This window comes from Acidovorax sp. SUPP2825, assembly GCF_030158995.1.
Taxonomy (GTDB): Bacteria; Pseudomonadota; Gammaproteobacteria; order Burkholderiales; family Burkholderiaceae_C; genus Paracidovorax.
This window is the reverse complement of record NZ_BQXK01000004.1, coordinates 122,142-144,556: the sequence shown is the minus strand read 5'-3', so window position 1 is coordinate 144,556 and position 22,415 is coordinate 122,142. Positions and strand designations below refer to the sequence as shown.

Sequence of the window (22,415 nt, the reverse complement as noted above, 5' to 3'; positions counted from 1 at the left end):
TCCCGTTTTTTCCATGTCCAGTATCCAGGTCCGTCCCGCCACGCTTCGCGATGCCAAAGCCATTGCACAGATCCATACCGTCTCCGCAGCCGAGGTATACCGTGGCTTGTTGCCTGACGACCAATTGAAATCGCTGTCTTCGGTCGAGAAGCGCCAAGCCTACTGGCGCGAGGCCATCGAGTATTGCGAGCCCCAGGTCCAGGTGGCCGTGGACGGCGACAAGATCGTCGGCTTCGTCGGCTTCGACCGTTCGCGCGATGAAAAATCCCGTCCCACCACCGGCGAAATCTGGGCCATCTACGCCGCCCCGACCCACTGGAGCCAGGGCGTGGGCGTTGCCCTTTGGGACGCCGCACGCGACGGCCTGCAGGAAGAGGGCTGCACCAATGTCACTGCTTGGGTGCCGCTGCGCAATGAGCGCGCGCTGCGCTTTCATGAACTGGCCGGCTTCAAGCGCGAAATGTCCACGGCCAAGACCGCTGTCGTCGGCGGCGTGAAGATCGAGGAAGTGCGCCTCAAGCGCCCCTTGAACTGATCCGCCGCCTCCCCTGACTTTCCTTTTCGCACACCCTTCATGATCCACTGGACCGAGCACGGCGAGGAGCGCTCAGCGCCCTGGCGCAGCGAGAGCAACGCTGCGGAGCCCCGGCGCGTGGTGCTGGCCGACGACACGCTCGCGGCCGACACCGCCTACCGGCTGGCGTGCGAGGGCACGGGCCTGTTGTGGCGCGGCGATTTCCAGAACGCGCGGCACCTGCTGCAGGCGCTCATGCGCCGCGCGGACAAGAAGCCCAAGGCCAAAGGGGCCAAGGCCGGCCGCAAGGCGCAGGCCGCAAGCCCTGCCGCCGAGAGCACGATCCCTGCCCAGGCCTTCCATCTGCACCGGCAGGCCCAGGCGCAACGTGCGCGCACGCTGGGCATGCTGCTCGTGCCCGTGGAGGGGGACCGCACCATCGCGTTGCGCCGTGCGCCCGATTGGCGAGAGGCATTCGCCGAGGCCTGGGGCCCGGCCGACGGCACCGCCTGCGTGGTGTCGCTGCGCGAAATGCTGGGGCTGGTGGGTGCGCACGAGTGGCGCAAGAAGGGCGTGGAGATTCCTGCACTGGGCACGTCCCAGGCGCCGCGCCGCATCCATCCGCATTACGGCGTGTTCTCGCCAGTGCGCGGGGAGTATGTGGACCTGGTGGCCCAGGCGCCGCTGCCGGCCAGGGAGCTGGCCTTCGACATCGGCACCGGAACGGGCGTGCTCGCGGCGGTGCTGGCCCGGCGCGGTGTGCACCGCGTCGTGGCCACCGACCAGGACCCCCGCGCTTTGGCCTGCGCCCGCGACAACGTCCATCGGCTGGGCCTGTCGACCCAGGTCGAGGTGGTGCAGGCCGATCTCTTTCCCGCGGGTCAGGCGCCACTGGTGGTGTGCAACCCGCCCTGGCTGCCGGGACGTGCCAGCTCGTCCATCGAGCATGCGGTGTATGACGAAGACAGCCGCATGCTGCGCGGCTTTCTGTCGGGCCTCAAGGCGCACCTGGCGCCGGCCGGCGAAGGGTGGCTGATTCTGTCCGATCTGGCGGAGCACCTGGGCTTGCGCTCGCGTGACCAACTGCTCGAATGGGTGGCCGGCGCAGGCCTGCGGGTGGTCGATCGGCACGAGGTGCAGCCCCGCCATGCGAAGGCCGCGGACGCTACCGATCCGTTGCATGCCGCACGTTCGGCCGAGCGAACCTCGCTCTGGCGGCTGGCTGCGCTTTAGGCGCTGAGCACAGCGCCAAGCGCCACCGGTTTCGTTTTTTACGCCGGCAGCAACTGCTCCATGCGCTCGCGCACGGCGGCAGCGCGTTCGGGGCCGGCCAGCAAGGTGATTTCGTCCAGCAGCGCCTCGCTCACGTCCAGCATGCTGTCGCGGTCGCGCGCACCGCGCAGCGCTTCATGGAAATTACGGGCCAGGTCGGCATTGCGCCGCGCGAACATGCGCTCACAAATGTCGAACAGGTACATGCGGGCGCCGGCCAGCGAACGCAGGGCGTTCGAGGGTGCCGGGGCTTCGTTCGTGGCGGCCGGCGCAGTGGAGGGCGCGGGCGTTGTGCTGGGGCTGGCCAGATAGCCCTGGCGCATCAGTTGCTCGACGATCTGGGCGCCGATGCCGTTGTACATGGCCTGCAGGTCCTTCATCGGCCGGCCATCGGCCAGCAGCAGCAGGGAGCGTTCTCGCAGGCTCAGTGTTCGCACGCCGGGGGACAGTTCCAGGCGGGCCTTGTCGGTTCTCAGGAGCAGCATGGAAAGGGCAAAGATCAGGCGGGAGCCTGATTGCAGCGCACTCCCGTGACGTGGCGATGACGCCAGCAGGGCCACGCGGCTGCGTGCGGCCAATGCACCACGGTTCGTGCGCCGGATGCGGACCTTGCCGCGAAGGCCGGTGGTATTCTCGCGGGCTTCGCCCAGGGGGGAGAAGCATGCTGACGGAACACCCAATGAACAAGAAAACAATTGCAGGCGCCGCCGTGGCGCTGGTTGTCGTGGCCTATGGTGGCGCGACCTGGTATCTGGGCCAACGGGCCCAGTCGAGCTACGAGGAGGCGCTGGTCGATCTGCGCCAGGCCCTGGGCCCGGAGGCCATCGTTTCCGAGGAATACCACAAGGGCTTCTTCTCATCGCAGGCCAAGCTGGTGCTGCAGTGGACCCCGCCCCGCACGGCCGAGCAGGTGGAGGCCAATGTGCCGCCATCCGCGCCGTTGCGCCTGGCCGTGAACAGCACCGTGCACCATGGCCCTCTGGCGGGCCGCCGCCTGGCGGCCGCCGTGGTGGATTCGCGCTTTGCGCTGGAGGGACTGGACGCGCAGGCCACCAAGGACCTGGCCAAGGTGACCGCTCCCACCCTGACCACCGTGCACCATCTGACGGGCCGGCACGACCTCCATTTCCAGTTGCCCGCGGGTGAAGTCGGCAACGAGGAGATGACGTTGCGTTGGCAAGCCATGGTCACCGACATGACCCTCAGCGGGGACCGCAAACGCGTCAAAGGCAGCTTCCAGTGGCCCGAATTCGCGATGGTCGGAGTGCCCGGCGGTACCCCGGACGAGGACGACGAAGAGGCCAAGCCGGCGGCCCGCATCACCATGGCCATGAAGGGCATGGACGGCACGTTCGAGAACGAAGTGATCGAAGGCATGTGGCTTTTCGGGCCCGGCACCGGCACGGTGCGGCTCGCGGAGATGGACGCCAGCAGCACCCCGGCCGCAGGCGGTGCGGCGACGTCCCTGTTCTCTCTGAAAGAAGTGGCCGGGTCATCCACGATCGAGAGCAATGGCGCCACGATCAGCATCGCCACTGCGCTCAACGGCAAGGGCAGCATGGGCCCGCTGAATTTCGAATCGGTGGGCTTCGAAGAAAAGTTCCAGCGCATCGACCTGGAAACGATCAAGCGCTTTCAGCAGGCACTGATCGAGGCCTATCGCACGCAGGGCCTGGCAAACGCGGCCTCCCAAACGGAAGAGCGCATTCTGGCCTTGCTGGAAGAGAGCGCTCCCCGCCTGGTGGCAGCCCTTCCGGCTTACTCGATGAAGCTCATGGCCACCTACCAAGGCCAGCAGGGGCAGATCGAGTACGGCGGCGAAGTGCAGCGCGCTCCCTCGGCCGAAGAGGTTGCGCAGACGGGCTGGAAGGCCGCGTTGATCAAGGGCTCGATGCTGAATGCCAGCGCGCGTTTGCCCAAGGCGTGGATTGCGCCCATCGCTGAGGCTGCAGGCAAGAAAGACATGAAGAGCGAAGACATGGACGCCATGATCGGCATGGCCCAGGCTGCCGGGTTCCTGCGACAGGAGGGGGACAACCTGACCAGCGTGGTGAAAATGGAAGCCGGTCAGGTCAAGCTCAACGGCAAGAGCATCGACCTGCCGAAGGGGACTTTATAAAATAGCGGTGCTTCGGTGGCTTCGGCCACCGGTCGGCTGCTCGCCAGGGCCCTTCGGGCCCTTTTTGTTTTTCCGGGGGGGGCCGGGCCGTTCGTGGGGCTACAGGCAGTCCTTTTCCTTGTCGTTACCTTCATCGGGAATTCCGGATTCACGGCCATGGGCGCTCGGCGCCGGTGGCGCAAAGGCCATTCACGCTGCCATGACCTTGCTGCTTGCGCCCATGGAAGGGCTACTCGACTTCGTGCTGCGGGACGTGCTCACCCGCGTGGGTGGGGTGGACCGCTGTGTGTCCGAGTTCATTCGCATCACCGGCACCTTGCTGCCTGACAAGGTGTTCCTTCGCTACCTCCCGGAACTGCGCCATGGCGGCAGGACGCTGGCGGGCGTGCCGGTGCGGGCGCAGTTGCTGGGCTCCGATCCTGTCAGCATGGCCGAGAACGCGGCGCGCCTGGCGGCACTGGGGCCCGAGGGGATCGATCTGAACTTCGGCTGCCCGGCCAACGTGGTCAACCGCCATGGGGGCGGTGCGGCGCTGCTCAAGGAGCCGGAGCGCATCGCTGCAGTGGTCGAGGCCGTGCGCCGCGCCGTGCCGCCGCACCTGCCGGTGTCCGCCAAGATGCGGCTGGGCTACCACGATGCCTCCCTGGCCCGTGAATGCGCACAGGCCATGCAGGCCGGCGGTGCGTGCGAATTGGTGGTGCATGCGCGGACCAAAGCCGACGGCTACCGGCCGCCGGCCTACTGGGAGCAGATCCCGGCTGTGCGGGATGCCGTCTCCATCCCGGTAGTGGCCAATGGCGAGATCTGGACCGTGGCCGATGCGCAGCGCTGCCGCGAGGTGTCGGGATGCAGCGCCCTGATGCTCGGACGGGGCATGGTGGCCGATCCCGGCCTGGCCCTTGCGATCCGCTCGGCGGACGCTGGTGACGCCGACGCGCCTGCATTGCCTTGGTCGGCGCTGCAGCCGCATCTGTCCGATTTCTGGCGTCTGGTCTGCGAAGACCTGGAGCCCCGCCAGCGCGCGGGCCGGCTCAAGCAATGGCTCAATCTGCTGCGCCGGCGGTTTCCGGAAGGTGAGGTGGCGTACCAACAGGTTCGCACCATGACGGATCAACAAGACATCACGCAATGGCTGCAACGGCAGCCGATGCCCGATCCGGCTTGAAACCGAAGTGCCGCTGAGGGTAGGGCGGGCTGCCTCGGCTGAGTGCGGACAAGACGGTTCCGTCAGGTCGCACCCGGAGAAACGGGCCTGCGAAACAGGCCGCCTGTTTCGCGCTACAAAAGATGATCCGGTGCCAATGGCCCCAGGAGCTTCAGCAGCAAACGCAGTCCCAGACCGGTATCGGGGTCCGTCGTGGCATCTTCGAGGCCGCTGCCCTGGGGAGCTCGCCAAACCAACCCCTGGTCGGTCTTCTCCAGCCGCCAGGCGCCCTCGCGCATGGCGGTCTCGATCTGCTCCGACGCCATGCGGGAAAGGGCCCGGCTTTGGATCAGCAGGGCAATCTCGGTGTTCTGCAACTGGGAGCGCAGATCCAGGTTCATCGAACCCACTACCAGCAGCCGGCCGTCCAGCACCAGCACCTTGGAGTGCAGCATGGACCGGGACTCGCCCGTGGCAGCGGCCCCCGATGAGCCGAACGTCGACTTGAGACCTGCCTGCTCGCTGCGCAGTTCATACAGCTGCACGCCCATGGCCAGCAATTCATCGCGGTGCCGTGCGTAGCCCACATGGGCGACCGGCGCATCGTTGGAGGCCAGCGAATTGGTGAGCACCCGCACGCGGACCCCCCGTGCCACGGCATCGGCAAACGCCTTCTTCATGTCCTCGCCGGGCACGAAGTAGGGCGAAATGATGAGCAGGTCCTGCCGTGCCTGGGCCAGCAACTGCAGCAGGCCGTCCACCACGGTTTCTCCTTGTGCTGCATGCTCTGCAGAGGCCTGGAGCGCCTGCGTGCGCGGTGTCGTGGAAGAGGGCGCGTTGTGGTCGGAATGGACGCCGGATGCGCTCACCTCGACGGCCGCTCCTGGCTTCATGTCGGCCACCGGAATGCCGCGCTCGCCTTCGGCGGGAATCTTCGCGGGTTGGTCCGCCAGCATGGCGGCCGGCGCCCAGACGAAGGCTGCCGCACCGAGGTCCATGGCTTGTTCATTCCAGACGCGCTCGCGCTGCGCCTGCGTGGGTCCATCGCTGGATGGTCGGGGCTCGCCGTCCGGCGGCTTGGGCCCATCCCGCCGGTCAGAGGCCGCAGTGCGCGTCCCTGAAGGGGGGGCGTTGTTGTTGTCGCCATCACCCTGTCGCTGCTGTTCGGACACTGGCGCCTTCGAGGTCTGCTCACGCAACCGTGCCAGTTCCTGCTGGGTGATGAGCGACTGCACGGGGTAGGCGCGCTGGTTGTTCCAATAGCTGTCGAAACTGCGAGACAGATCCTGGACGATGGGGCCCACGGCGAGCACGTCCAGATCCACGAAATTGCCCGAATCGGCATTGCCGAAATAGGCATCACCCAGATTGCGCCCGCCCGTTACGCCCATCACGTTGTCCGCGATGAACAGCTTGTTGTGCATGCGTTGCTGCACGCGGGAAAAATCGGTGACAGAGCCCCACAAGCGCCCCAGCATCGAACCACGCGGCCCAGCGACCGGGTTGAACATCCGCATTTCCACATTGGGCTGGAACGCCATGCCCATGACCAAGGCATTGCGCCCCGTGCTGTGAAAGTCGTCCAGGAGAATGCGAACACGTACCCCGCGCCGTGCCGCCGCTGCAATGCCGCGCAGCAACCGCTCGCTGCTGGCATCGGCATGGATGGCGTAGTACTGCAGGTCCAGTGTTTTCTGTGCCTGCTCTACCAGGGAAAGGCGGCTGCCATAGGCTTCCTGGGGGCCGCTGAGCAGGAGAAAGCCGGAGTCGTGTTTTGCATGGGCGGCTTGGCGACGGTCGTCCATGATCCTGGACAAAGACGTGTTGCTGGAAGGTTGCTCCGCTTGCGAGACAGAGCGTTCAACTCTTTCAGGCAGGCCGACACAACCTGAAATCAAGAGCAAAGTGACGAATGCTGAAATACCGCGATGTTTGTACAAACTGGGATGTCTCACTCATTAATATCTTGTGAATGACTCAGATCGATGGCAATTATTATTTAATTTGAAGCTGTGGCGGTACAGTTCAAGTCGCTGGATGGTTTGCAGGATCGTGCTCTTCCAGTCTTTCCAATAATTATTCTACGCATTTCTTCATTTTGCGTGGCGCTGGATACATCATTTCTTTTGATGGTAAGGGTGAGATTGATGGGAGAGGACCCATCTTTTTTTCTGGAAAATCCAGAGCTATCAAATGCAAGATAAGGGGCAGTGCCGGAAGACGTACCATTTCCAGAAACGCTGAAATAGCTCGCCAAGGCCTCTTGCTTCATCACGGTCACATCTCCGCTTTCGCTATAGAGCTGGTCGCGATCCTTGTCTACAAATACGATCCACCCACTGCCCCAATCGGCACCGCTGGCGGGAATGACATATGCACTGGCATTTTGCTTCATGGCTTCTGCTTTTGCGGTATTGATGGCCACCAACAGAGAATTGGTCAGTGAAGAAAGCTGAGAATTTCGTTGGAAGGACTGGAAACCTGGCACAGCCACCAAAAGCAATATGGCAGCAATCGCCATCGTTATCACCAGTTCAATCAGCGTAAAACCGGACTGTAGTTTTGGTTTTTCACTCATGGCCAGCACAGTCTAGGGTTGCTTGTGTTGCCCGTGCATCTCTTCGTGCCATTGCTCATCAACTCTAAATTACCCACGACTGGGTCTGATTTCACAGGGGTTGCGATCACTCTGACACACTGAGAAATCGGCAAGGTCCCACTGCCTGTAGCGGGGCACGTATTGGCTGACAGCAGATAAGCCGCAGCAGATAGTCCCCCATCGCCAGAAAAGGTTTTAAAGGGAACCGTTGAAGCCGTGACCCCCCCGCACGCTGTAGATGGCGAGGGTGCGAGGGCAGTGACAGTGCCACCACTATTGCTGAATGCCAAGTAGCAATTATTTTGTGTCATGTATCGCTCCTGCTGCTGCAGAAGCTCTGCCAAGGCGGCCCTACCTTGGGCTCTCCGACCTTTCAGAATGGAGTCGTTATACGCAGGATAAGCAACTGATGCCAGTATGCCTATGACTGCCACGACGATCATGAGTTCTATAAGAGTGAAACCGCGATTTGTTTTAGCTTTCATGGCGTGGTTCCCTTGTTTTTCATGTCTTGGTAGTTGTTGATCTGGCGCCAGCTCAGGCGACCAACGAGCCTTGGGGGACCCTCGGTGATTTTCGTACTGGCACCTGATTGTCCAATCGTTACAGTTACAGTACTGATGGGTTTCCAGCCACGCCCAGTACTGTCGAGTGGAGTGGGAAGAGTTGATTCCATTTCAAAGTCAGTACTCGGGCCTAACAATCCCACATTAGAAAGATTGTAATTTCCTTTTCCCTCACCAATATTAATTCTATAGGAATTGCTGGTCCCGGGTGTATTTGTACATGTTCCTGTGGCTCCTGTGGCTCCGGGAATAATTGTATTGAAAGTGGCAAAGAGGTCCTCCTGATCAACGATGGGGCTGACCAATTTCTCTCCCGTTACAGGCAGATCAAAATACCAACCAGAGCGCTGAGTTGTGTCAGTGTCTGAAGTCGCTCTTCCCCATTTGAAGGCTCCGACCGTAATAACTCTTGTGCCAGTGTCTACCGCACCTTGTTTCAAACGCGTTCGCCCACTAATAACACTTGCGGTGGCAGGAGAGTTGTCTGCTCCCGTGAGCCCGTTGTCGTATATCGCATAAAAGCTATTGACCGCTGTAGATGTATTATCCGCCGTTTCCAAATATTTTCCTGTGCCAAAAGTTACATAAAAGGTTTCTAAGCCAGATACGATTGGACCAGCGAAAATGGTGGGCGCTGCAGTAATGGGCTGAATGATATTGTTTGAATCTTTGGCTATGTATAAAGGATAGGGTGCAGGTGAGCCTGTGGTGCCTTTGTTGAAAGCCGTCAACTTGTTCATATTCCAATCACTGGGCGGAAGACTTTTTGAAAAATCCAGTTTCCAGAGATTACCGTGAAAGTCACCCATATATATCTGCGTGACTTCGCCAGCACTGCCCCAGAGCGGCTTGAAGTTGGCCAAACCAGTTGCTTTGGATGTGCTCAGCGTGGTATCGATAGGCAAAGATATTTTGAAATAGTTAGTTCCCAAATTCCAAGAGGTACCAGGTTGCTTATCTAAGGCCAGCAGAAACAGGGCAGGTTGCCCGCTAGAGCTGAAAACGCCGTTGATATCGGGAACATAATTATTAGCGCCGCTAGCTACCACTGCAAACCATCGATACGTAGCGGTGCTAGCGGTGCCGCTGGTTTTCAGCTTCAAAATTTGCGGTTTTCCAATAACCTGACCCATATCGCTGTCGTCAGAACGTTTGAACTCCCACATGACGTTAGAGACAGTGAAGTTAGAAGGATCAGACACATCTAATGCGAAGACACCAGAACCTCCACCACCTGTTCCTGAAATTAAAACGGTTTTCCAGTCGGATGCTGTCCCATTGAATGCCACTTGAGCTTCTTCTACAACCGGAGATGCATCGACGTAACTTTGATGACTCGTCGCGTATGTAGTATTTGTCAATGCAGAAAGTTTTGGCCCAAGCCAACTCGGAATATAAGCAAACAACTCATCACCGTTGCTGGCATTGAATGAATGAAGCATTCCATCATTTGCACCCACAAAAACCGCCTGAGTACGATTTTTATAAGTATTCCTGAAAGCTGCATAACCAGCTCCTGTATATCCAGTAGTTGGTGCTCCAGAGTAAACAACACCGGAATTGACAATGTCACCCAGCAATGAGCTACGGACTCGGAAAAGGCCTCCTTCTTTGCTTCTGTCACCTCTTAAAAAGCTGACGCGTGCAGCGCCTTGCCCATCTGAAGAGGCATTGGGGTCTGCCTTGTTGAGATAGCCCTGTAAAGAACTTTCAATCGTTGCCCACGTAAAGCTTGCAGCCACGGGGTTGGCGTTTCCAGCCGTATTGCCTACATAAATCTTGCGATTAACAGCAGGCGACGCCATTACGGAGAGGCGATCTGCAGCGCTCCAATTTTGTGATCCCACGTTAACAGCTGCGCCGGAAATACTTAACGGTTCAGCAATGACATCCCCACTCCAGTTACTGGTATCAAACTTGGAGGAATAAATGATACCTCCGGATGAACTGCTGATGGTCGTAGAAGAGGCCGCACTACCGGCAATGCTTCTAGCTTGGGACGAAGCCCTACTGAAAATATCGTCAAAAGCAGAAAGGACACCCCGTGCACTACTTTGAAGGTAGTAGGTTCCAGCCTCACCAGGATCATTTTGCTTTTGCCAGACATTGTCGTCATTGGTGCCGTCTTGGCGTTTGAAAGGATTACCGTAAGTGTTGTATGGCTTGGCCGCAGTATTGCTTGGATCGGACTCGAAACCACCATACTTCGATGCCATGAAAAATTGGTTGGCAAAACGACGCGTGGATACGTTGTTCTGCGCACCATATTCGTTTACGTCAAAAAGGAAAGTTTTAACTCTGAGTCCAGGGCGCTGTTTTGCGGGGTTTGCAGTCCAACCTGTCCCCCGGATGTCATGTGTATGCGACCAATACGCAGATCCCATGATCTGACTGGTTTGAGTACCAGTCGGTACATTACTGTTAGCTCCATTAGGGTTGCCAGTAGTTCGCGCAACGTTCTGTCCATCTTGATAGGTAGTAGTTTGGTTGCGCTCAAAAGCTTGAACCGTACTGCGCCAGGCATTGATGTCGGGAATGTTATTGGCCGCACTTGGGGTAGGCAGCCTGTTCCCGTCATGGGTGTTAATATCTCCAATGACGACCACATTGTTTTTAAGACATGAATAATCCGAAGCATTGCTTCTGTTGTCGTATGGATCTGTCCAGTTTACATAAACAGGATAACCATCGTACATGTCTGAGGTAATATTGCTAGTTGCAGCATTGCTCGGTTGCAAACCCTGTAGGTATCTTATCGTCTCGTAATGTAATTCGCCGACAGGGTCATATATCTTGTATCGACCAGGCACGGTTCCGGTTCTGCCAAATTTATTCAGATAATTGATCACGCCACTGATGTTAGGGGTCTGACTGGTGTCGTTGTCAGGGTTTGCAAGAAATACACCAGTGTTTGCATTCCATTCAGCGTTGGGATTTCCTCCGGTTGGAGTGTTGTCTTGTCCCGTGGTGCTGAAGGTCTTGCCGCCGACATATTTCATTGGCGCACGAAGTACGCCACCATACCGTCCATTGTTGTAGCTGGCCGTTTGATCCATAAGATAGCCAAAAGCAGCCAACCGCATCTGATCGCTATATTTTTGAATGACGCCAGTGGGCTTGTAATTGCCGTTAGGATATTGCCTGCACAAATTGTAGGCAGCACGTACATCTTGCAGAACGCCAGAGGTGGCATTGCAAACTTGAACGCGAGCATAGAAAAACCCATCGCTATTCAAATTTGCATTTACAGGAGGCGTCCATGGCCCGCTATAGTTTCTGTAATAACATTGTTTTGGAGTGCCGCTTTTTGGATCGCCAAAAATATCATTCGTACAAGCCACGCCATTCGAGGCGGGCGCCACCTTCCAGTAATTTATACCATTGACTTTAACTCCGTACCAAACCTCTTTCGTTCCTGTAAAACTGCATGTATTATTTTCAGTGGCGCATTGAGTTGTACTGCTGGGGCGGTCTGTTGATGCATCGCTGACCGGTCCCACGGAAGAATTAGCGGTTGGCGCGCCCAATTTATATGATGCCGGGCCTGTCGAACAGTTTCCGGTATTAGAAGTGCCAAAATAGATTCTATTAAGGGTATTGGCTACCCATATATCGTTGCCATTGGCGGCTGTAATCATCGCTGTAGGGACTGCTCCCCAATACGTTCCTGCGCTTCCTCCATCTTTTTGTAATTGCTTAGCCGGGAAGTTGCTTGTGTTCCACATACAGACTGGGTCCCCATTGGGAATGACTGCACGTTGAAGTATGGTCAAAGAAGAGTTTGTAGTGGCTGTATCAATGTACCTATCCCCGCCTGACAATGCCAGACGGAGCATATCGATGGCTGAACTGCTGGCCCAGTTCAGAAAATTGCCACTGAAAGCATTGGTGCACTTTCGTGCCGTTGCAGCGCCAATGCGATCAAAACGCTTGTAGTCTGCCGCAGTCAGGCCACTGGCAGGAGTCTCTGTTGGAGCGTCGTTGTATGCATAGCAACTTTCTGCATCATAATATCCTAAATATTCTTGTAGATTGGAGTAGGTATTATCCGTGGTGTTCCCGGATGGATATTGGGAGCCCACGGTAGGGTATTCAACCGACAACGCTAGCGCCAAAGTGGGCTTGTCCACAGCCGCTGCTGCGTACAAAGGATCCGAAGAAATATTAATTGCGGGAATGGATGGGGCTGAGCCTGCGCTGAATGCCAGGAATGAAGCAGTTGCTATTAAAGACACCCCCATCCATGCGATCCACTTCACGGAAAATGATTTTCTAAAAATATCTTTGCAAGCTGCGGTAATTTTTATTGCCGTTGTAGATGCGGAAATTGCAGAATTATTCATATAGACCTCTTCAATTTCTAAAAAGCACTTGTGATACGACCTGCGTGTCCGCATTCGGACCAAAGCCCATGGCAGTGATTCTGTAAATATACTTCATGTCGCTAGGATTTTTAGTTCTTTTCATTGAAGGCTCGGGAATCAGCTCTATGACATAGCGGGGAGGCTGTGCAGGTTGAATGCCGGCATTTCCGGAGGGAAATGTCCGTCCTGTATAAGTCCCAAATGCAGCGGTTGGGGCATTATTTCCTGTCATCGTGAAGTCCGCCGCCAGCCAAGCCGGTTTGCCTGAAACATTCAAAGCGCAAAGACCAATATTGGCTCCTGATGTACCGCAATTTGGAATAAATTGATCAATATCTGTATTGCCTCGTGTGAAAAGGCCATTCCTTTTGGTCGGGGAACCTGCCGGTAACCCCAGAATATCAAACTCAGCATCCATCAAAGCGGCTTCGGCGGATTGCCAAGCAATTTGTGTATCTCGGTCATTTCGCGTACCTCGCTCTGCCATCATCGAAATTTGCACTCCAGATATTCCCAGGATAGAAACAATCACAAGCAGCAACATCACTACTATTAATGATGCTCCTTTTTCCATGGTGGTTTTAGGTGAATTTTTAAATTGCACAGATAAATCTTGGAATTTCAGCATGCTAATTGTCTTCTTGGTAATTTCGCAGATGCACCGTGAATGTAACTGTTTGCCGTAATCTTCCATCTGATGAGGTGAAAACTGTCCCTGGATCGTTGGTCGCATCAGCCATGCCGCTGCCTATCGCGCCAGTGCTGGAGCCCTTTGTGATGCCCAATGGATAAAATGTCTTGGAGCTTTTGTCTACAGCAGATCCGGAAGGGCCTCTGATGACCATGCCTATCCGCAAACTTCTCACTCTCTGCCAATTTGAATAACTAACACTAGGATTTGAAGCATTTGTGATCTGATCAGCCCGCAGATAACGTTCAGGCCCATTTTCTGGTGAGCTGGCTGTGGCTATTGGTGGGGTGGCATTGTTCGGGCCAATTCCATCAACCCCATAAAGTACTTGAAAGTTTTCAACTCCGCTGATTAAGGGCTCGGCTTCAAGGAGGCCAGTTGAGCCTATATGGGTGCACATGAGCGCAGGCTCGCCATCTAGTCCGACACCAACGTGCAAAATACTCAATATCCGGTCATATCGATCAATAGGTATGGCGGTTGGCGCTAACCCCATACAGTCAATCATGGTTTCATCGGATGTGGTCGCAGTTGGAACAAGTTGACTTGTCTGATTCCTCAATACCAAAATATCGCTACCCGCACCTAAGGCTGATCCCCAGTCGGAGCTTTCATCCCAAGCATCGCTTTCGCTACGCTTTTGGTTATTAATTCCATAAATATTGGGGGGGGGATTGGATTCAATTCCTTGTGTAGTGGGAGGTTTTTTCGTGGCAGCATCCCTCACATCTTTATATCCCGCCTGAACTCCTAGGCGTTGAATAAGGTCGACGGCAAATCTGCTGTTATCTCGAAGTTGTGAGGCTGCATCAACACTGCTAAAGCCTTGTCTAGACACAACCAGGGCGGCCACGCCTGCAAGCACAATCAACAAGCTGATAACCATTGCCACCATCAGTTCGATAAGGGTCAGGCCTTGTTGTCGATGCTTAGCGGCCAGATAATGCTTCATAGAATCGTTCTTTTTCATATTCCACTGGCGTTGCCACTGGTGACTGGAAAAATAATATAGGGAACGCTTGTTGAACTGCTCGCCTGCTCAAGCAAGTCGCTCCCAGTTTTGCTTCTGTCAGTAGAGTTACGGGTCCATCCAATCTTTATGACGGCAATCTCATTTGAATTTGTTCCTGCAGGAGGACATGCCCATCGAGGAATACCGTTGCTGTCGTATGGAGCACTGTCAAAACAGATAACCACACGGGCTCCAGGCAGGGTGTTGTCTACCCTGGCAAGCCAATCCGTCATTTCTGCGTTGGCAATATCAGTTGCAGACGTGCAACCTGTGGCCGCATTGCCCACGCTCAGGCAATACGATGGAGTGGCTGGGACCATGGAGCCGCTATAGAGCGATACCAGATACGGGTTATCAGCAGTTGCCGTCTTAACGCCGACTTCTCTGTTGCCCCGCATCATTTCTGCTAATTCCCTCGCCAACATCGCAGCTTGTGCTTGCAATCGAGCCTCTCTGTTCGACTGCAGTGCAAAAGCCTGCATGCCAACCAAGCCCAGCATGCCGAAAGACAGCACCATGATCGCGACCAGGACTTCAACCAAGGTAAAGCCTAGAGACTGCCTGATGGATCGTGGACGGGAAGGGGTTTTGGCGGCCAGCATGGGCGTTGGTAACAGGGCAGGGAATGTCATGTGCGAATGTTACGGAGGTCTCCTCCAGTTCAACCACCCATCCTGTGCCGTTGGCGCCATAAGGCTGACCGTTTGGCGGCAGAATGGGCGGCTGCCCGCCAAACCGTGGCATCCAAGACTGGAGTTTCCTCAAGCCGTATGAACAAGTTAGCAGAGCCAAACTTCATGGGGAGGGCATTGGAGTTGGCGCAGCAAGGCCTCTTTCGTACCTCGCCCAATCCACGAGTCGGCTGCGTGATCGTCAATGCTTCTGGCACGGTGCTGGGCGAAGGATCTACACAGCCGGCAGGTCAGGCGCACGCGGAAATCATGGCGCTGCGCGATGCCCGTGAGCGTGGGTTGTCGGTAGAAGGGGCCACTGCCTATGTCACCTTGGAGCCCTGTTCGCATCATGGGAGAACCGGTCCATGCTGCGATGCTTTGGCTGACGCGGGATTGAGCAAGGTGTTTGCCTCTATCACCGATCCCAATCCCATGGTGGCGGGGCGGGGGGTGGGCAAATTGCGCGAGCGTGGCGTGGAAGTAGACGTGGGCCTTGAAGCGCAAGCATCCCGCGAGTTGAACCTTGGCTTTTTCAGCCGCATGATCCGCCGACGCCCCTGGGTTCGCATGAAGGCGGCTGCCTCTCTGGATGGCTTGACGGCCTTGCATGGAGGTGAGAGTCAATGGATCACGTCGCCCTTGGCGCGCTCCGATGGCCATGTCTGGCGTGCACGGGCGTGTGCGGTGTTGACCGGAATCGGCACCGTTCTGGCGGATGACCCACGGCTGGATGTCCGGGAGGTGGAGACTTCTCGCCAACCTGACTTGATTTTGTTGGACAGTCAGTTGAGGGTGCCATTGCACGCGGCCATTTTCAAAGCCAAGCGCCGGGTTTTTATTTATACGGCCATTCAGAACCCTGACAAGGAAGCGCTGCTGGCCTCACTCGGGGTTACCGTGCTGCATTTGCCCGATGCCGAGGGTCACATCGACCTTGCTGCCCTGATGTTGGATCTGGGTCGCCTGCAAATGAATGAAGTGCATGTGGAAGCGGGTAGCCAGCTGAATGGCGCGTTGCTGCAAGCGGGGTTGGTAGATGAGGTGTTGCTTTATCTGGCGCCTAAATTGTTGGGGCCTGGATTGGGCATTGCCCACCGGACTGCACTGTCCAGGCTCTCCGACGGAACCGACATGGCATTTCAATCGGTCGATAGGGTTGGCCCGGACCTGCGCGTGGTCGCCCGGCTGTCCGGCCACGCTGATTTTTAAGACCCGATTTTCGCCTCGGCTTTTTGAAAGCTCATGGCTTGGCATATCCAAGACACGCCCCGGCGTTCGGTCGCCCTTTGCATTCTCTGTACAGCCTGCGATCGCGTTCGGCAGTCGACTCTTCGGAGGCGCTTCGCGGGGTGGTCGTTTTCAGCTTGACCGTGTTCTTTCTTTTGTTGCCCTGCGCTGAATTCGAAGCATGGGTCGTTGTCGTGGCATGGGCCTCAAGCGTATTCATGCTGAGTGAGGCCCCGGCACAAAGCATGAAGGCAAATCCTGCAAGGTGTTTGGCGGTTCGAGTGGGCATGGTTCCTCCCTTAGATTTTGATTTCCGGATATTGTGGCGCAAGAGCATGGTGGAAGCCGCTACGATGCCCGCTGATCTTTTTGCCCTGGAAGTTTCGATGCGCGCTACCGTCATCCACCTTGAAGAATCCAAAATCCGTGAAGTGGCCAACGCGGGAATGGGCCGCAGCGATGTGCTTGCTTTCTGGTTCGGCGAAAGCGATGAGGTCACCCCTGAGCCTGTGCGGCAGGCGGCCATGGAGTCTCTTGGGCGGGGAGAAACCTTCTACTCTCATAATCTGGGGCTACCCGAGCTGCGCAGCGCGATCGCCTCGTACACAAGCGCATTGCATGGGCCGATCGCTGCAGACCGGGTGGCCGTGACCTCGGGCGGGGTGAACGGGCTGATGCTGTCCATACAGGCGTTGCTCGATCCTGGTGACGAGGTGGTTGCGGTGACGCCGGTGTGGCCCAACTTGACGGCGCAGCCCCAGATCATGGGCGCCCGGCTGCGATGCATTCCGTTGCGTTCCCAGCCGGGGGGCGCATGGGTGTTGGACATGGATGCGCTGTTGGCTGCCATCACCCCCTCCACGCGTTTGCTGATCGTGAATGCACCCAACAATCCCACGGGCTGGACGCTCACGTGCGACGAACAGCGTCAAATCATCCAGCACTGCCGTACGACGGGCACGTGGATACTGGCCGACGAGGTGTACGAGCGGCTTTATTACGACGATCCATCCAACTCGGTGTGCGCGCCCAGCTTTCTGGATCTGGCAGAGGCTGAGGACCGATTGGTCGTGGTGCAGAGCTTTTCCAAAAGCTTCCTCATGACGGGCTGGCGTTTGGGTTGGCTGGTCATGCCGACCGAGATGACCCATCACATGGGTAAGCTTATCGAATTCAATACGTCTTGCACCAGTGTCTTCACGCAGCGGGCAGGCATTGCTGCTTTGCAGCATGCGTCAGAAATCACGCCCCGTGTCGTCTCTCATCTTCAGGTGTGCAGGGATGCGTTGGTTCCCTTGCTGCAGGCGCTGCCGGGCATTGAGGTCGCCAGTCCGCGTGGCGGCATGTATGCGTTCTTTCGGCTGCCCGGCCAGGGCGACTCTCTGGATTTGGCCAAGCGGTTGGTGCGGGAAGCCGGTTTGGGGTTGGCACCGGGCAACGCGTTCGGTCTGGAGGCGCAAGGATGGTTGCGTTGGTGCTTTGCCTCCCGCGATCCTGAGCGGTTGGTGCAAGGGGTGCAACGGCTCAAAACATGGCTCGGGGTATAATCGCCGAGTTTTGCATGGTGCAAGACGCACGCTTGTGGCCATTCCAGCCGCTTGCGCAAGTAAGACAGGGGCAGGGCAGCCATGCGCTGCAATCGCCTACCCCGCAATTCAAGGAAAACCAATGATCGCATCCTCTATCAAGGCCGAAGTCGTCAAGGCTAACGCCCGTGCTGCCAACGATACCGGTAGCCCGGAAGTTCAAGTGGCCCTTCTGACGGCCCGTATCAACGAACTGACCCCTCACTTCAAGACCCATGCCAAGGATCACCACGGTCGCCGTGGCCTGCTGCGCATGGTGAGCCGCCGCCGCAAGCTGCTGGACTACCTGAAGGCGAAGGACGCTGAGCGTTATACGGCATTGATCGCCAAGCTGGGTCTGCGCAAGTAAGCGCATTCGCATGCCGAAACGCCTGGGTTAGCACGCTAGCTCAGGCGTTTTTTACTTCGGAGCCGCAAAACAGAGCGAAGCTGTGTCATTCCAATGGCCTTGTTCCATCGAGGAAAAGGGCAGGGCCACTGGAATGGCATCGTGTTCTGAATTGCACTCCTTTGCAGGCTGGTTCTGTGTAGCCAGCGATTAAAAATGGAGCAAACATGAGCATTTTCAATAAAGTTACCAAGTCCTTCCAATGGGGCGACAAGACCGTCGTCATGGAAACGGGCGAAATCGCCCGCCAAGCGTCCGGCGCCGTGCTGGTCAACATCGATGACACCGTCGTTCTGGCCACGGTGGTGGGCTCCAAGACCGCCAAGCCCGGGCAGGACTTTTTCCCCTTGACGGTGGATTACATCGAGAAGACGTACGCTGCCGGCAAGATCCCTGGCAGCTTCTTCAAGCGCGAAGCCAAGCCCAGCGAGCATGAAACGCTCACGAGCCGCCTGATCGACCGCCCGATCCGCCCTCTGTTTCCTGAAGGCTTCTTCAACGAAGTGCACGTGGTCATCCATACGGTGTCGCTGAACCCTGAAGTGGATGCGGACATCGCCGCCATGATCGCCGTGAGCGCTGCGCTCTCTATCTCCGGCATCCCGTTCAACGGCCCGATCGGTGCCGCTCGCGTGGGCTACATCAATGGCGAATATGTGCTGAACCCCGGCCAGACGGCGCGCAAGAATTCCCAGATGGACCTCGTGGTGGCGGGCACCGAAGCTGCCGTGCTGATGGTCGAGTCGGAAGCGCAACAGCTGTCCGAAGAGATCATGCTGGGCGCCGTGGTGTTCGGCCATGAGCAAGGCAACATCGCGATCAACGCAATCCACGAATTGGTGCGCGACGCTGGCAAGGCCGTCTGGGACTGGCAGCCGCCAGCCAAGGACGAGCCCTTCATCGGCAAGGTCAACGCCCTGGCGGAAGAAAAGCTGCGCGCGGCTTATCAGATCCGCAGCAAACAGGCCCGCACGCAGGCCTTGCGCGAAGCCACGGCTTCGGTGCTGTCGGCTTTGAAGGCAGAAGGCGCCGAGTTTGACGCCGTCAAGGTCGAAGGCCTGTTGTTCGACATCGAAGCCAAGATCGTTCGCAGCCAGATCCTGGCGGGCGAGCCCCGCATCGACGGCCGCGATACCCGCACGGTCCGTCCCATCGAAATCCGCAATGGTGTGCTTCCCCGCACCCACGGTTCCGCCCTGTTCACGCGCGGCGAAACCCAGGCACTGGTGGTTTCCACGCTGGGTACCGAGCGGGACGCCCAGCGCATCGATGCGCTGGCCGGCGAGTACGAAGACCGCTTCATGATGCACTACAACATGCCTCCCTTCGCCACGGGTGAAGTGGGTCGCATGGGGTCGACCAAGCGCCGCGAAATCGGCCACGGCCGTCTGGCCAAGCGCGCGCTGGTGGCGGTGCTGCCGACCAAGGAAGAGTTTCCTTACACGATGCGCGTCGTGTCTGAGATCACCGAGTCGAACGGCTCTTCCTCGATGGCTTCGGTGTGCGGCGGCTGTCTGTCGCTGATGGATGCCGGCGTGCCGATGAAGGCGCACGTGGCTGGTATCGCCATGGGCCTGATCAAGGAAGACAGCCGTTTTGCCGTGCTGACCGACATCCTGGGCGACGAGGATCATTTGGGCGACATGGACTTCAAGGTGGCTGGCACCACGGGTGGCATCACTGCGCTGCAGATGGACATCAAGATCCAGGGCATCACCAAGGAAATCATGCAGGTCGCACTGGCGCAAGCCAAGGAAGCGCGCCTGCACATCCTGGGCAAGATGCAGGAAGCCATGGGCGAGGCCAAGACCGAGGTCAGCAACTTCGCACCGAAGCTGTTCACGATGAAGATCAACCCCGAGAAGATCCGTGACGTGATCGGCAAGGGCGGTGCGGTGATCCGTGCCCTGACGGAAGAAACCGGCACGCAGATCAATATCGACGAAGACGGCACCATCACGATCGCATCCACCGACAGTGCCAAGGCAGACGAGGCCAAGCGCCGCATCGAGCAGATCACGGCGGAAGTCGAGATCGGCAAGATCTACGAAGGCCCCATCGTCAAGATCCTGGACTTCGGCGCATTGATCAACCTGCTTCCCGGCAAGGACGGCCTGTTGCACATCAGCCAGATCGCTCACGAGCGTGTCGAGAAGGTGACCGACTATCTGACCGAGGGCCAGATCGTCAAGGTCAAGGTGCTGGAGACGGACGAGAAGGGTCGCGTCAAGCTGTCGATGAAGGCTTTGGCCGATCGCCCCATGGGCGACAGCGGCGGCCGTCCTGCACCTGCCGAGCGGGGTGAGCGCTCGGACCGTGGCGAGCGCCGTGAGCGCCGCGACGGTGCCGATCAGCAGCAACAGCAACAGTCCCTGGCTTCCGGCGAGTCGTCGGTTCAGATGGACGCCTGAGCCCCAACGCGATTGAAATGAGCGCTGCCGGCGCGGGCTTTGTCTGCGCCGGCGCGGTATTCATCTCGACTTTTGTAGCAAGGTGATGGCTATGCGTGTGGTGGAAATCGAAAGCCCGGGCGGCCCCGAGGTTCTGCGTCTGGCAGAGCGCCCGGTGCCCGAGCCGGCCCAGAGTGAGTTGCTCATTCGGGTCGCTGCCAGTGGCATCAACCGGCCCGACGTTCTGCAGCGCAAGGGGCACTATGCCCCGCCGCCGGGCGCGTCGGATTTGCCGGGGCTCGAGGTGGCAGGGGTGATCGAGCGGGGCGATCAGGCTGCGATGGACAAGGCGGGCCTCAAGGTGGGCGACCGCGTCTGTGCGCTGGTCGCTGGCGGCGGTTACGCCGAGTACTGCGTGGCCCCCGTCGAACAATGTTTGCCCGTGCCCGACGGGTTCAGCGACGTCGAGGCGGCCTCGCTGCCGGAAACGCTTTTCACGGTGTGGAGCAACGTGTTCGACCGCGGTCGTCTGCAATCCGGTGAAACGCTGTTGGTGCAGGGCGGAAGCAGTGGCATCGGCGTGACGGCCATTCAATTGGGGCGTGCATTCGGCGCCACGGTCATCGTCACGGCCGGCAGCGATGAAAAATGCGCGGCCTGCCTGGAAATCGGTGCCCATCACGCCATCAACTACAAGACCCAGGACTTCGTCGCGGAGGTGCAGCGCATCACCGGTGGCAAGGGCGCGGATGTGGTGCTGGACATGGTGGCAGGCGATTACGTTGCCCGCGAGATCGAGTGTCTGGCGGAGGACGGGCGCCTGGTGATCATTGCCGTTCAGGGCGGCATCAAGGCCGAGTTGAATGCGGGCCTCGTGCTTCGCCGCCGTCTCACTATCACCGGCTCCACCCTGCGGCCCCGGTCCGTGGCGTTCAAAGGCGCGATTGCCCGTGCCCTGCGCGAGCAGGTATGGCCACTGCTGGCATCCCGGAAGGTTCGCCCGATCGTGCACAGCACGTTTACCGCGGCGGAGGCTTCTAGGGCGCATGCGCTGATGGAGTCCAGCCAGCATGCAGGGAAAATTGTTTTGACGTGGAACGCATGAAAAAGAAATTGATTGCCGGCAACTGGAAGATGAATGGCAGCCTGGCTTCCAATCAGGCATTGGTGAACGCGTTGCGCCAAGGCATGGGGCAACCCGGCTGCGACGTGGTGGTGGCAGTGCCTGCGCCTTACCTGGCGCAAGTGCAGGCTCTGGCCGAGGGCTCCGCTGTCGCAGTCGCCGCGCAGGATGTATCGGCGCACGAGTCCGGTGCCTACACTGGCGAGGCTTCTGCCGCCATGCTGCTGGAGTTCGGGGTGCGCTACGTACTGGTGGGGCATTCCGAGCGGCGCCAGTACCACGGAGAAACCGACGAGGTGGTCGCGGCCAAGGCGCAGCGTGCGCTGGCGGCGGGCATCACGCCCATCGTCTGCGTCGGAGAAACGCTGGCAGAGCGCGAAGCGGGGCAGACGCAGGCCGTCGTCAGGCGCCAACTGGCGGCCGTGGTTCACGCGAATGGGCACTGCATCAGCGAGATCGTGGTGGCCTATGAGCCCGTTTGGGCGATCGGCACGGGTCGCACCGCCACGCCTGAGCAGGCGCAGGAAGTTCATGCGGTGCTGCGCGCCCAATTGGCGGCGGCGAGCCCGCAGGCGGATCGCATCCGTCTGCTGTATGGCGGAAGCATGAATGCGGCAAACGCCGCCCAATTGCTGGCGCAGCCCGACATCGATGGTGGGTTGGTGGGCGGGGCGTCGCTCAAGGCGCAGGACTTTTTGCAAATCATCGCTTCGGCGCAATAAAGACGCCGGCATACAGCTATCAAA

Annotated in this window: 19 protein-coding genes; 10 read left to right on the top strand and 9 right to left on the bottom strand. The window is 58.4% G+C overall.

Annotated elements, in window-relative coordinates:
- Positions 1-13 precede the first annotated feature (13 nt).
- Positions 14-535, top strand: coding sequence for a GNAT family N-acetyltransferase (locus AVAK2825_RS07120; RefSeq protein WP_092744242.1), 522 nt, complete (start codon positions 14-16; stop codon positions 533-535).
- 39 nt (positions 536-574) lie between these two features.
- Positions 575-1,747, top strand: a complete 1,173-nt coding sequence (locus tag AVAK2825_RS07115; protein WP_284395711.1) for a methyltransferase — start codon at positions 575-577, stop codon at positions 1,745-1,747.
- Positions 1,748-1,785: 38 nt separating this feature from the next.
- Here the strand turns inward: AVAK2825_RS07115 and AVAK2825_RS07110 are convergent, their stop codons facing one another.
- Positions 1,786-2,271, bottom strand: coding sequence for a hypothetical protein (locus AVAK2825_RS07110; RefSeq protein WP_284395708.1), 486 nt, complete (start codon positions 2,269-2,271; stop codon positions 1,786-1,788).
- Between the two features lie 194 nt (positions 2,272-2,465).
- Here AVAK2825_RS07110 and AVAK2825_RS07105 point away from each other — a divergent pair, with 194 nt between their 5' ends.
- Together AVAK2825_RS07105 and AVAK2825_RS07100 are read left to right on the top strand one after the other, a co-directional pair.
- Entirely contained in the window at positions 2,466-3,905 is a 1,440-nt protein-coding gene (locus AVAK2825_RS07105) for a YdgA family protein (RefSeq protein WP_284395705.1), read from the top strand.
- A gap of 199 nt (positions 3,906-4,104) precedes the next feature.
- Positions 4,105-5,070 carry a tRNA dihydrouridine synthase gene (locus tag AVAK2825_RS07100; protein WP_284395702.1) on the top strand — a complete coding sequence of 322 codons (966 nt, stop codon included), beginning with the start codon at positions 4,105-4,107 and terminating at the stop codon, positions 5,068-5,070.
- 113 nt (positions 5,071-5,183) lie between these two features.
- Here the strand turns inward: AVAK2825_RS07100 and AVAK2825_RS07095 are convergent, their stop codons facing one another.
- The 7 genes from AVAK2825_RS07095 to pilV all read right to left on the bottom strand — a co-directional run bounded on the left by AVAK2825_RS07095 (position 5,184) and on the right by pilV (position 14,913).
- Positions 5,184-6,854, bottom strand: coding sequence for a phospholipase D family protein (locus tag AVAK2825_RS07095; protein ID WP_284395697.1), 1,671 nt, complete (start codon positions 6,852-6,854; stop codon positions 5,184-5,186).
- A 194-nt stretch (positions 6,855-7,048) separates the two neighbouring features.
- Positions 7,049-7,627, bottom strand: coding sequence for a GspH/FimT family pseudopilin (locus AVAK2825_RS07090; RefSeq protein WP_284395695.1), 579 nt, complete (start codon positions 7,625-7,627; stop codon positions 7,049-7,051).
- Positions 7,624-8,133 carry a type IV pilin protein gene (locus AVAK2825_RS07085; RefSeq protein ID WP_284395694.1) on the bottom strand — a complete coding sequence of 170 codons (510 nt, stop codon included), beginning with the start codon at positions 8,131-8,133 and terminating at the stop codon, positions 7,624-7,626. The genes AVAK2825_RS07090 and AVAK2825_RS07085 overlap by 4 nt, the downstream gene beginning before the upstream one ends.
- Positions 8,130-12,557: a pilus assembly protein gene (locus AVAK2825_RS07080; RefSeq protein ID WP_284395692.1), complete on the bottom strand. Its 4,428-nt coding sequence runs from the start codon at positions 12,555-12,557 to the stop codon at positions 8,130-8,132. The genes AVAK2825_RS07085 and AVAK2825_RS07080 overlap by 4 nt, the downstream gene beginning before the upstream one ends.
- 10 nt (positions 12,558-12,567) lie before the next feature.
- A complete protein-coding gene (locus tag AVAK2825_RS07075) occupies positions 12,568-13,206 on the bottom strand; it encodes a pilus assembly PilX family protein (protein ID WP_284395691.1) in 639 nt (212 codons plus the stop codon).
- Position 13,207: 1 nt separating this feature from the next.
- On the bottom strand, positions 13,208-14,239 hold the full coding sequence (locus tag AVAK2825_RS07070) for a PilW family protein (protein ID WP_284395689.1): 1,032 nt from the start codon (positions 14,237-14,239) through the stop codon (positions 13,208-13,210).
- A complete protein-coding gene (gene pilV / locus AVAK2825_RS07065) occupies positions 14,236-14,913 on the bottom strand; it encodes a type IV pilus modification protein PilV (protein WP_284395687.1) in 678 nt (225 codons plus the stop codon). The genes AVAK2825_RS07070 and pilV overlap by 4 nt, the downstream gene beginning before the upstream one ends.
- 138 nt (positions 14,914-15,051) lie before the next feature.
- Here pilV and ribD point away from each other — a divergent pair, with 138 nt between their 5' ends.
- Entirely contained in the window at positions 15,052-16,164 is a 1,113-nt protein-coding gene (gene ribD, locus AVAK2825_RS07060; protein ID WP_284395686.1) for a bifunctional diaminohydroxyphosphoribosylaminopyrimidine deaminase/5-amino-6-(5-phosphoribosylamino)uracil reductase RibD, read from the top strand.
- Positions 16,165-16,195: 31 nt separating this feature from the next.
- Here the strand turns inward: ribD and AVAK2825_RS24860 are convergent, their stop codons facing one another.
- Positions 16,196-16,471, bottom strand: a complete 276-nt coding sequence (locus AVAK2825_RS24860) for a hypothetical protein (RefSeq protein WP_502870498.1) — start codon at positions 16,469-16,471, stop codon at positions 16,196-16,198.
- A 97-nt stretch (positions 16,472-16,568) separates the two neighbouring features.
- Between AVAK2825_RS24860 and AVAK2825_RS07055 the strand changes: the two genes are divergently transcribed.
- From AVAK2825_RS07055 to tpiA, 5 genes are all read left to right on the top strand, one after another.
- A complete protein-coding gene (locus AVAK2825_RS07055) occupies positions 16,569-17,729 on the top strand; it encodes a pyridoxal phosphate-dependent aminotransferase (protein WP_284396300.1) in 1,161 nt (386 codons plus the stop codon).
- Positions 17,730-17,850: 121 nt separating this feature from the next.
- Positions 17,851-18,117 (top strand): 30S ribosomal protein S15, encoded by a 267-nt coding sequence (gene rpsO, locus AVAK2825_RS07050; RefSeq protein WP_007849123.1) that lies wholly within the window; start codon positions 17,851-17,853, stop codon positions 18,115-18,117.
- Positions 18,118-18,323: 206 nt separating this feature from the next.
- Entirely contained in the window at positions 18,324-20,567 is a 2,244-nt protein-coding gene (pnp, locus tag AVAK2825_RS07045; protein WP_284395679.1) for a polyribonucleotide nucleotidyltransferase, read from the top strand.
- Between the two features lie 91 nt (positions 20,568-20,658).
- Complete coding sequence (locus AVAK2825_RS07040) at positions 20,659-21,651, top strand: NAD(P)H-quinone oxidoreductase (protein WP_284395676.1); 993 nt, start codon at positions 20,659-20,661, stop codon at positions 21,649-21,651.
- Positions 21,648-22,391 (top strand): triose-phosphate isomerase, encoded by a 744-nt coding sequence (gene tpiA, locus AVAK2825_RS07035; RefSeq protein WP_284395673.1) that lies wholly within the window; start codon positions 21,648-21,650, stop codon positions 22,389-22,391. The genes AVAK2825_RS07040 and tpiA overlap by 4 nt, the downstream gene beginning before the upstream one ends.
- Positions 22,392-22,415: the final 24 nt, after the last annotated feature.

Coding starts and splice junctions, on each gene's coding strand:
- AVAK2825_RS07120 (WP_092744242.1), top strand. CDS start 14: ATGTCCAGTATCCAGGTCCGTCCCGCCACGCTTCGCGATGCCAAAGCC.
- AVAK2825_RS07115 (WP_284395711.1), top strand. CDS start 575: ATGATCCACTGGACCGAGCACGGCGAGGAGCGCTCAGCGCCCTGGCGC.
- AVAK2825_RS07110 (WP_284395708.1), bottom strand. CDS start 2,271: ATGCTGCTCCTGAGAACCGACAAGGCCCGCCTGGAACTGTCCCCCGGC.
- AVAK2825_RS07105 (WP_284395705.1), top strand. CDS start 2,466: ATGAACAAGAAAACAATTGCAGGCGCCGCCGTGGCGCTGGTTGTCGTG.
- AVAK2825_RS07100 (WP_284395702.1), top strand. CDS start 4,105: ATGACCTTGCTGCTTGCGCCCATGGAAGGGCTACTCGACTTCGTGCTG.
- AVAK2825_RS07095 (WP_284395697.1), bottom strand. CDS start 6,854: ATGGACGACCGTCGCCAAGCCGCCCATGCAAAACACGACTCCGGCTTT.
- AVAK2825_RS07090 (WP_284395695.1), bottom strand. CDS start 7,627: ATGAGTGAAAAACCAAAACTACAGTCCGGTTTTACGCTGATTGAACTG.
- AVAK2825_RS07085 (WP_284395694.1), bottom strand. CDS start 8,133: ATGAAAGCTAAAACAAATCGCGGTTTCACTCTTATAGAACTCATGATC.
- AVAK2825_RS07080 (WP_284395692.1), bottom strand. CDS start 12,557: ATGAATAATTCTGCAATTTCCGCATCTACAACGGCAATAAAAATTACC.
- AVAK2825_RS07075 (WP_284395691.1), bottom strand. CDS start 13,206: ATGCTGAAATTCCAAGATTTATCTGTGCAATTTAAAAATTCACCTAAA.
- AVAK2825_RS07070 (WP_284395689.1), bottom strand. CDS start 14,239: ATGAAAAAGAACGATTCTATGAAGCATTATCTGGCCGCTAAGCATCGA.
- pilV (WP_284395687.1), bottom strand. CDS start 14,913: ATGACATTCCCTGCCCTGTTACCAACGCCCATGCTGGCCGCCAAAACC.
- ribD (WP_284395686.1), top strand. CDS start 15,052: ATGAACAAGTTAGCAGAGCCAAACTTCATGGGGAGGGCATTGGAGTTG.
- AVAK2825_RS24860 (WP_502870498.1), bottom strand. CDS start 16,471: ATGCCCACTCGAACCGCCAAACACCTTGCAGGATTTGCCTTCATGCTT.
- AVAK2825_RS07055 (WP_284396300.1), top strand. CDS start 16,569: ATGCGCGCTACCGTCATCCACCTTGAAGAATCCAAAATCCGTGAAGTG.
- rpsO (WP_007849123.1), top strand. CDS start 17,851: ATGATCGCATCCTCTATCAAGGCCGAAGTCGTCAAGGCTAACGCCCGT.
- pnp (WP_284395679.1), top strand. CDS start 18,324: ATGAGCATTTTCAATAAAGTTACCAAGTCCTTCCAATGGGGCGACAAG.
- AVAK2825_RS07040 (WP_284395676.1), top strand. CDS start 20,659: ATGCGTGTGGTGGAAATCGAAAGCCCGGGCGGCCCCGAGGTTCTGCGT.
- tpiA (WP_284395673.1), top strand. CDS start 21,648: ATGAAAAAGAAATTGATTGCCGGCAACTGGAAGATGAATGGCAGCCTG.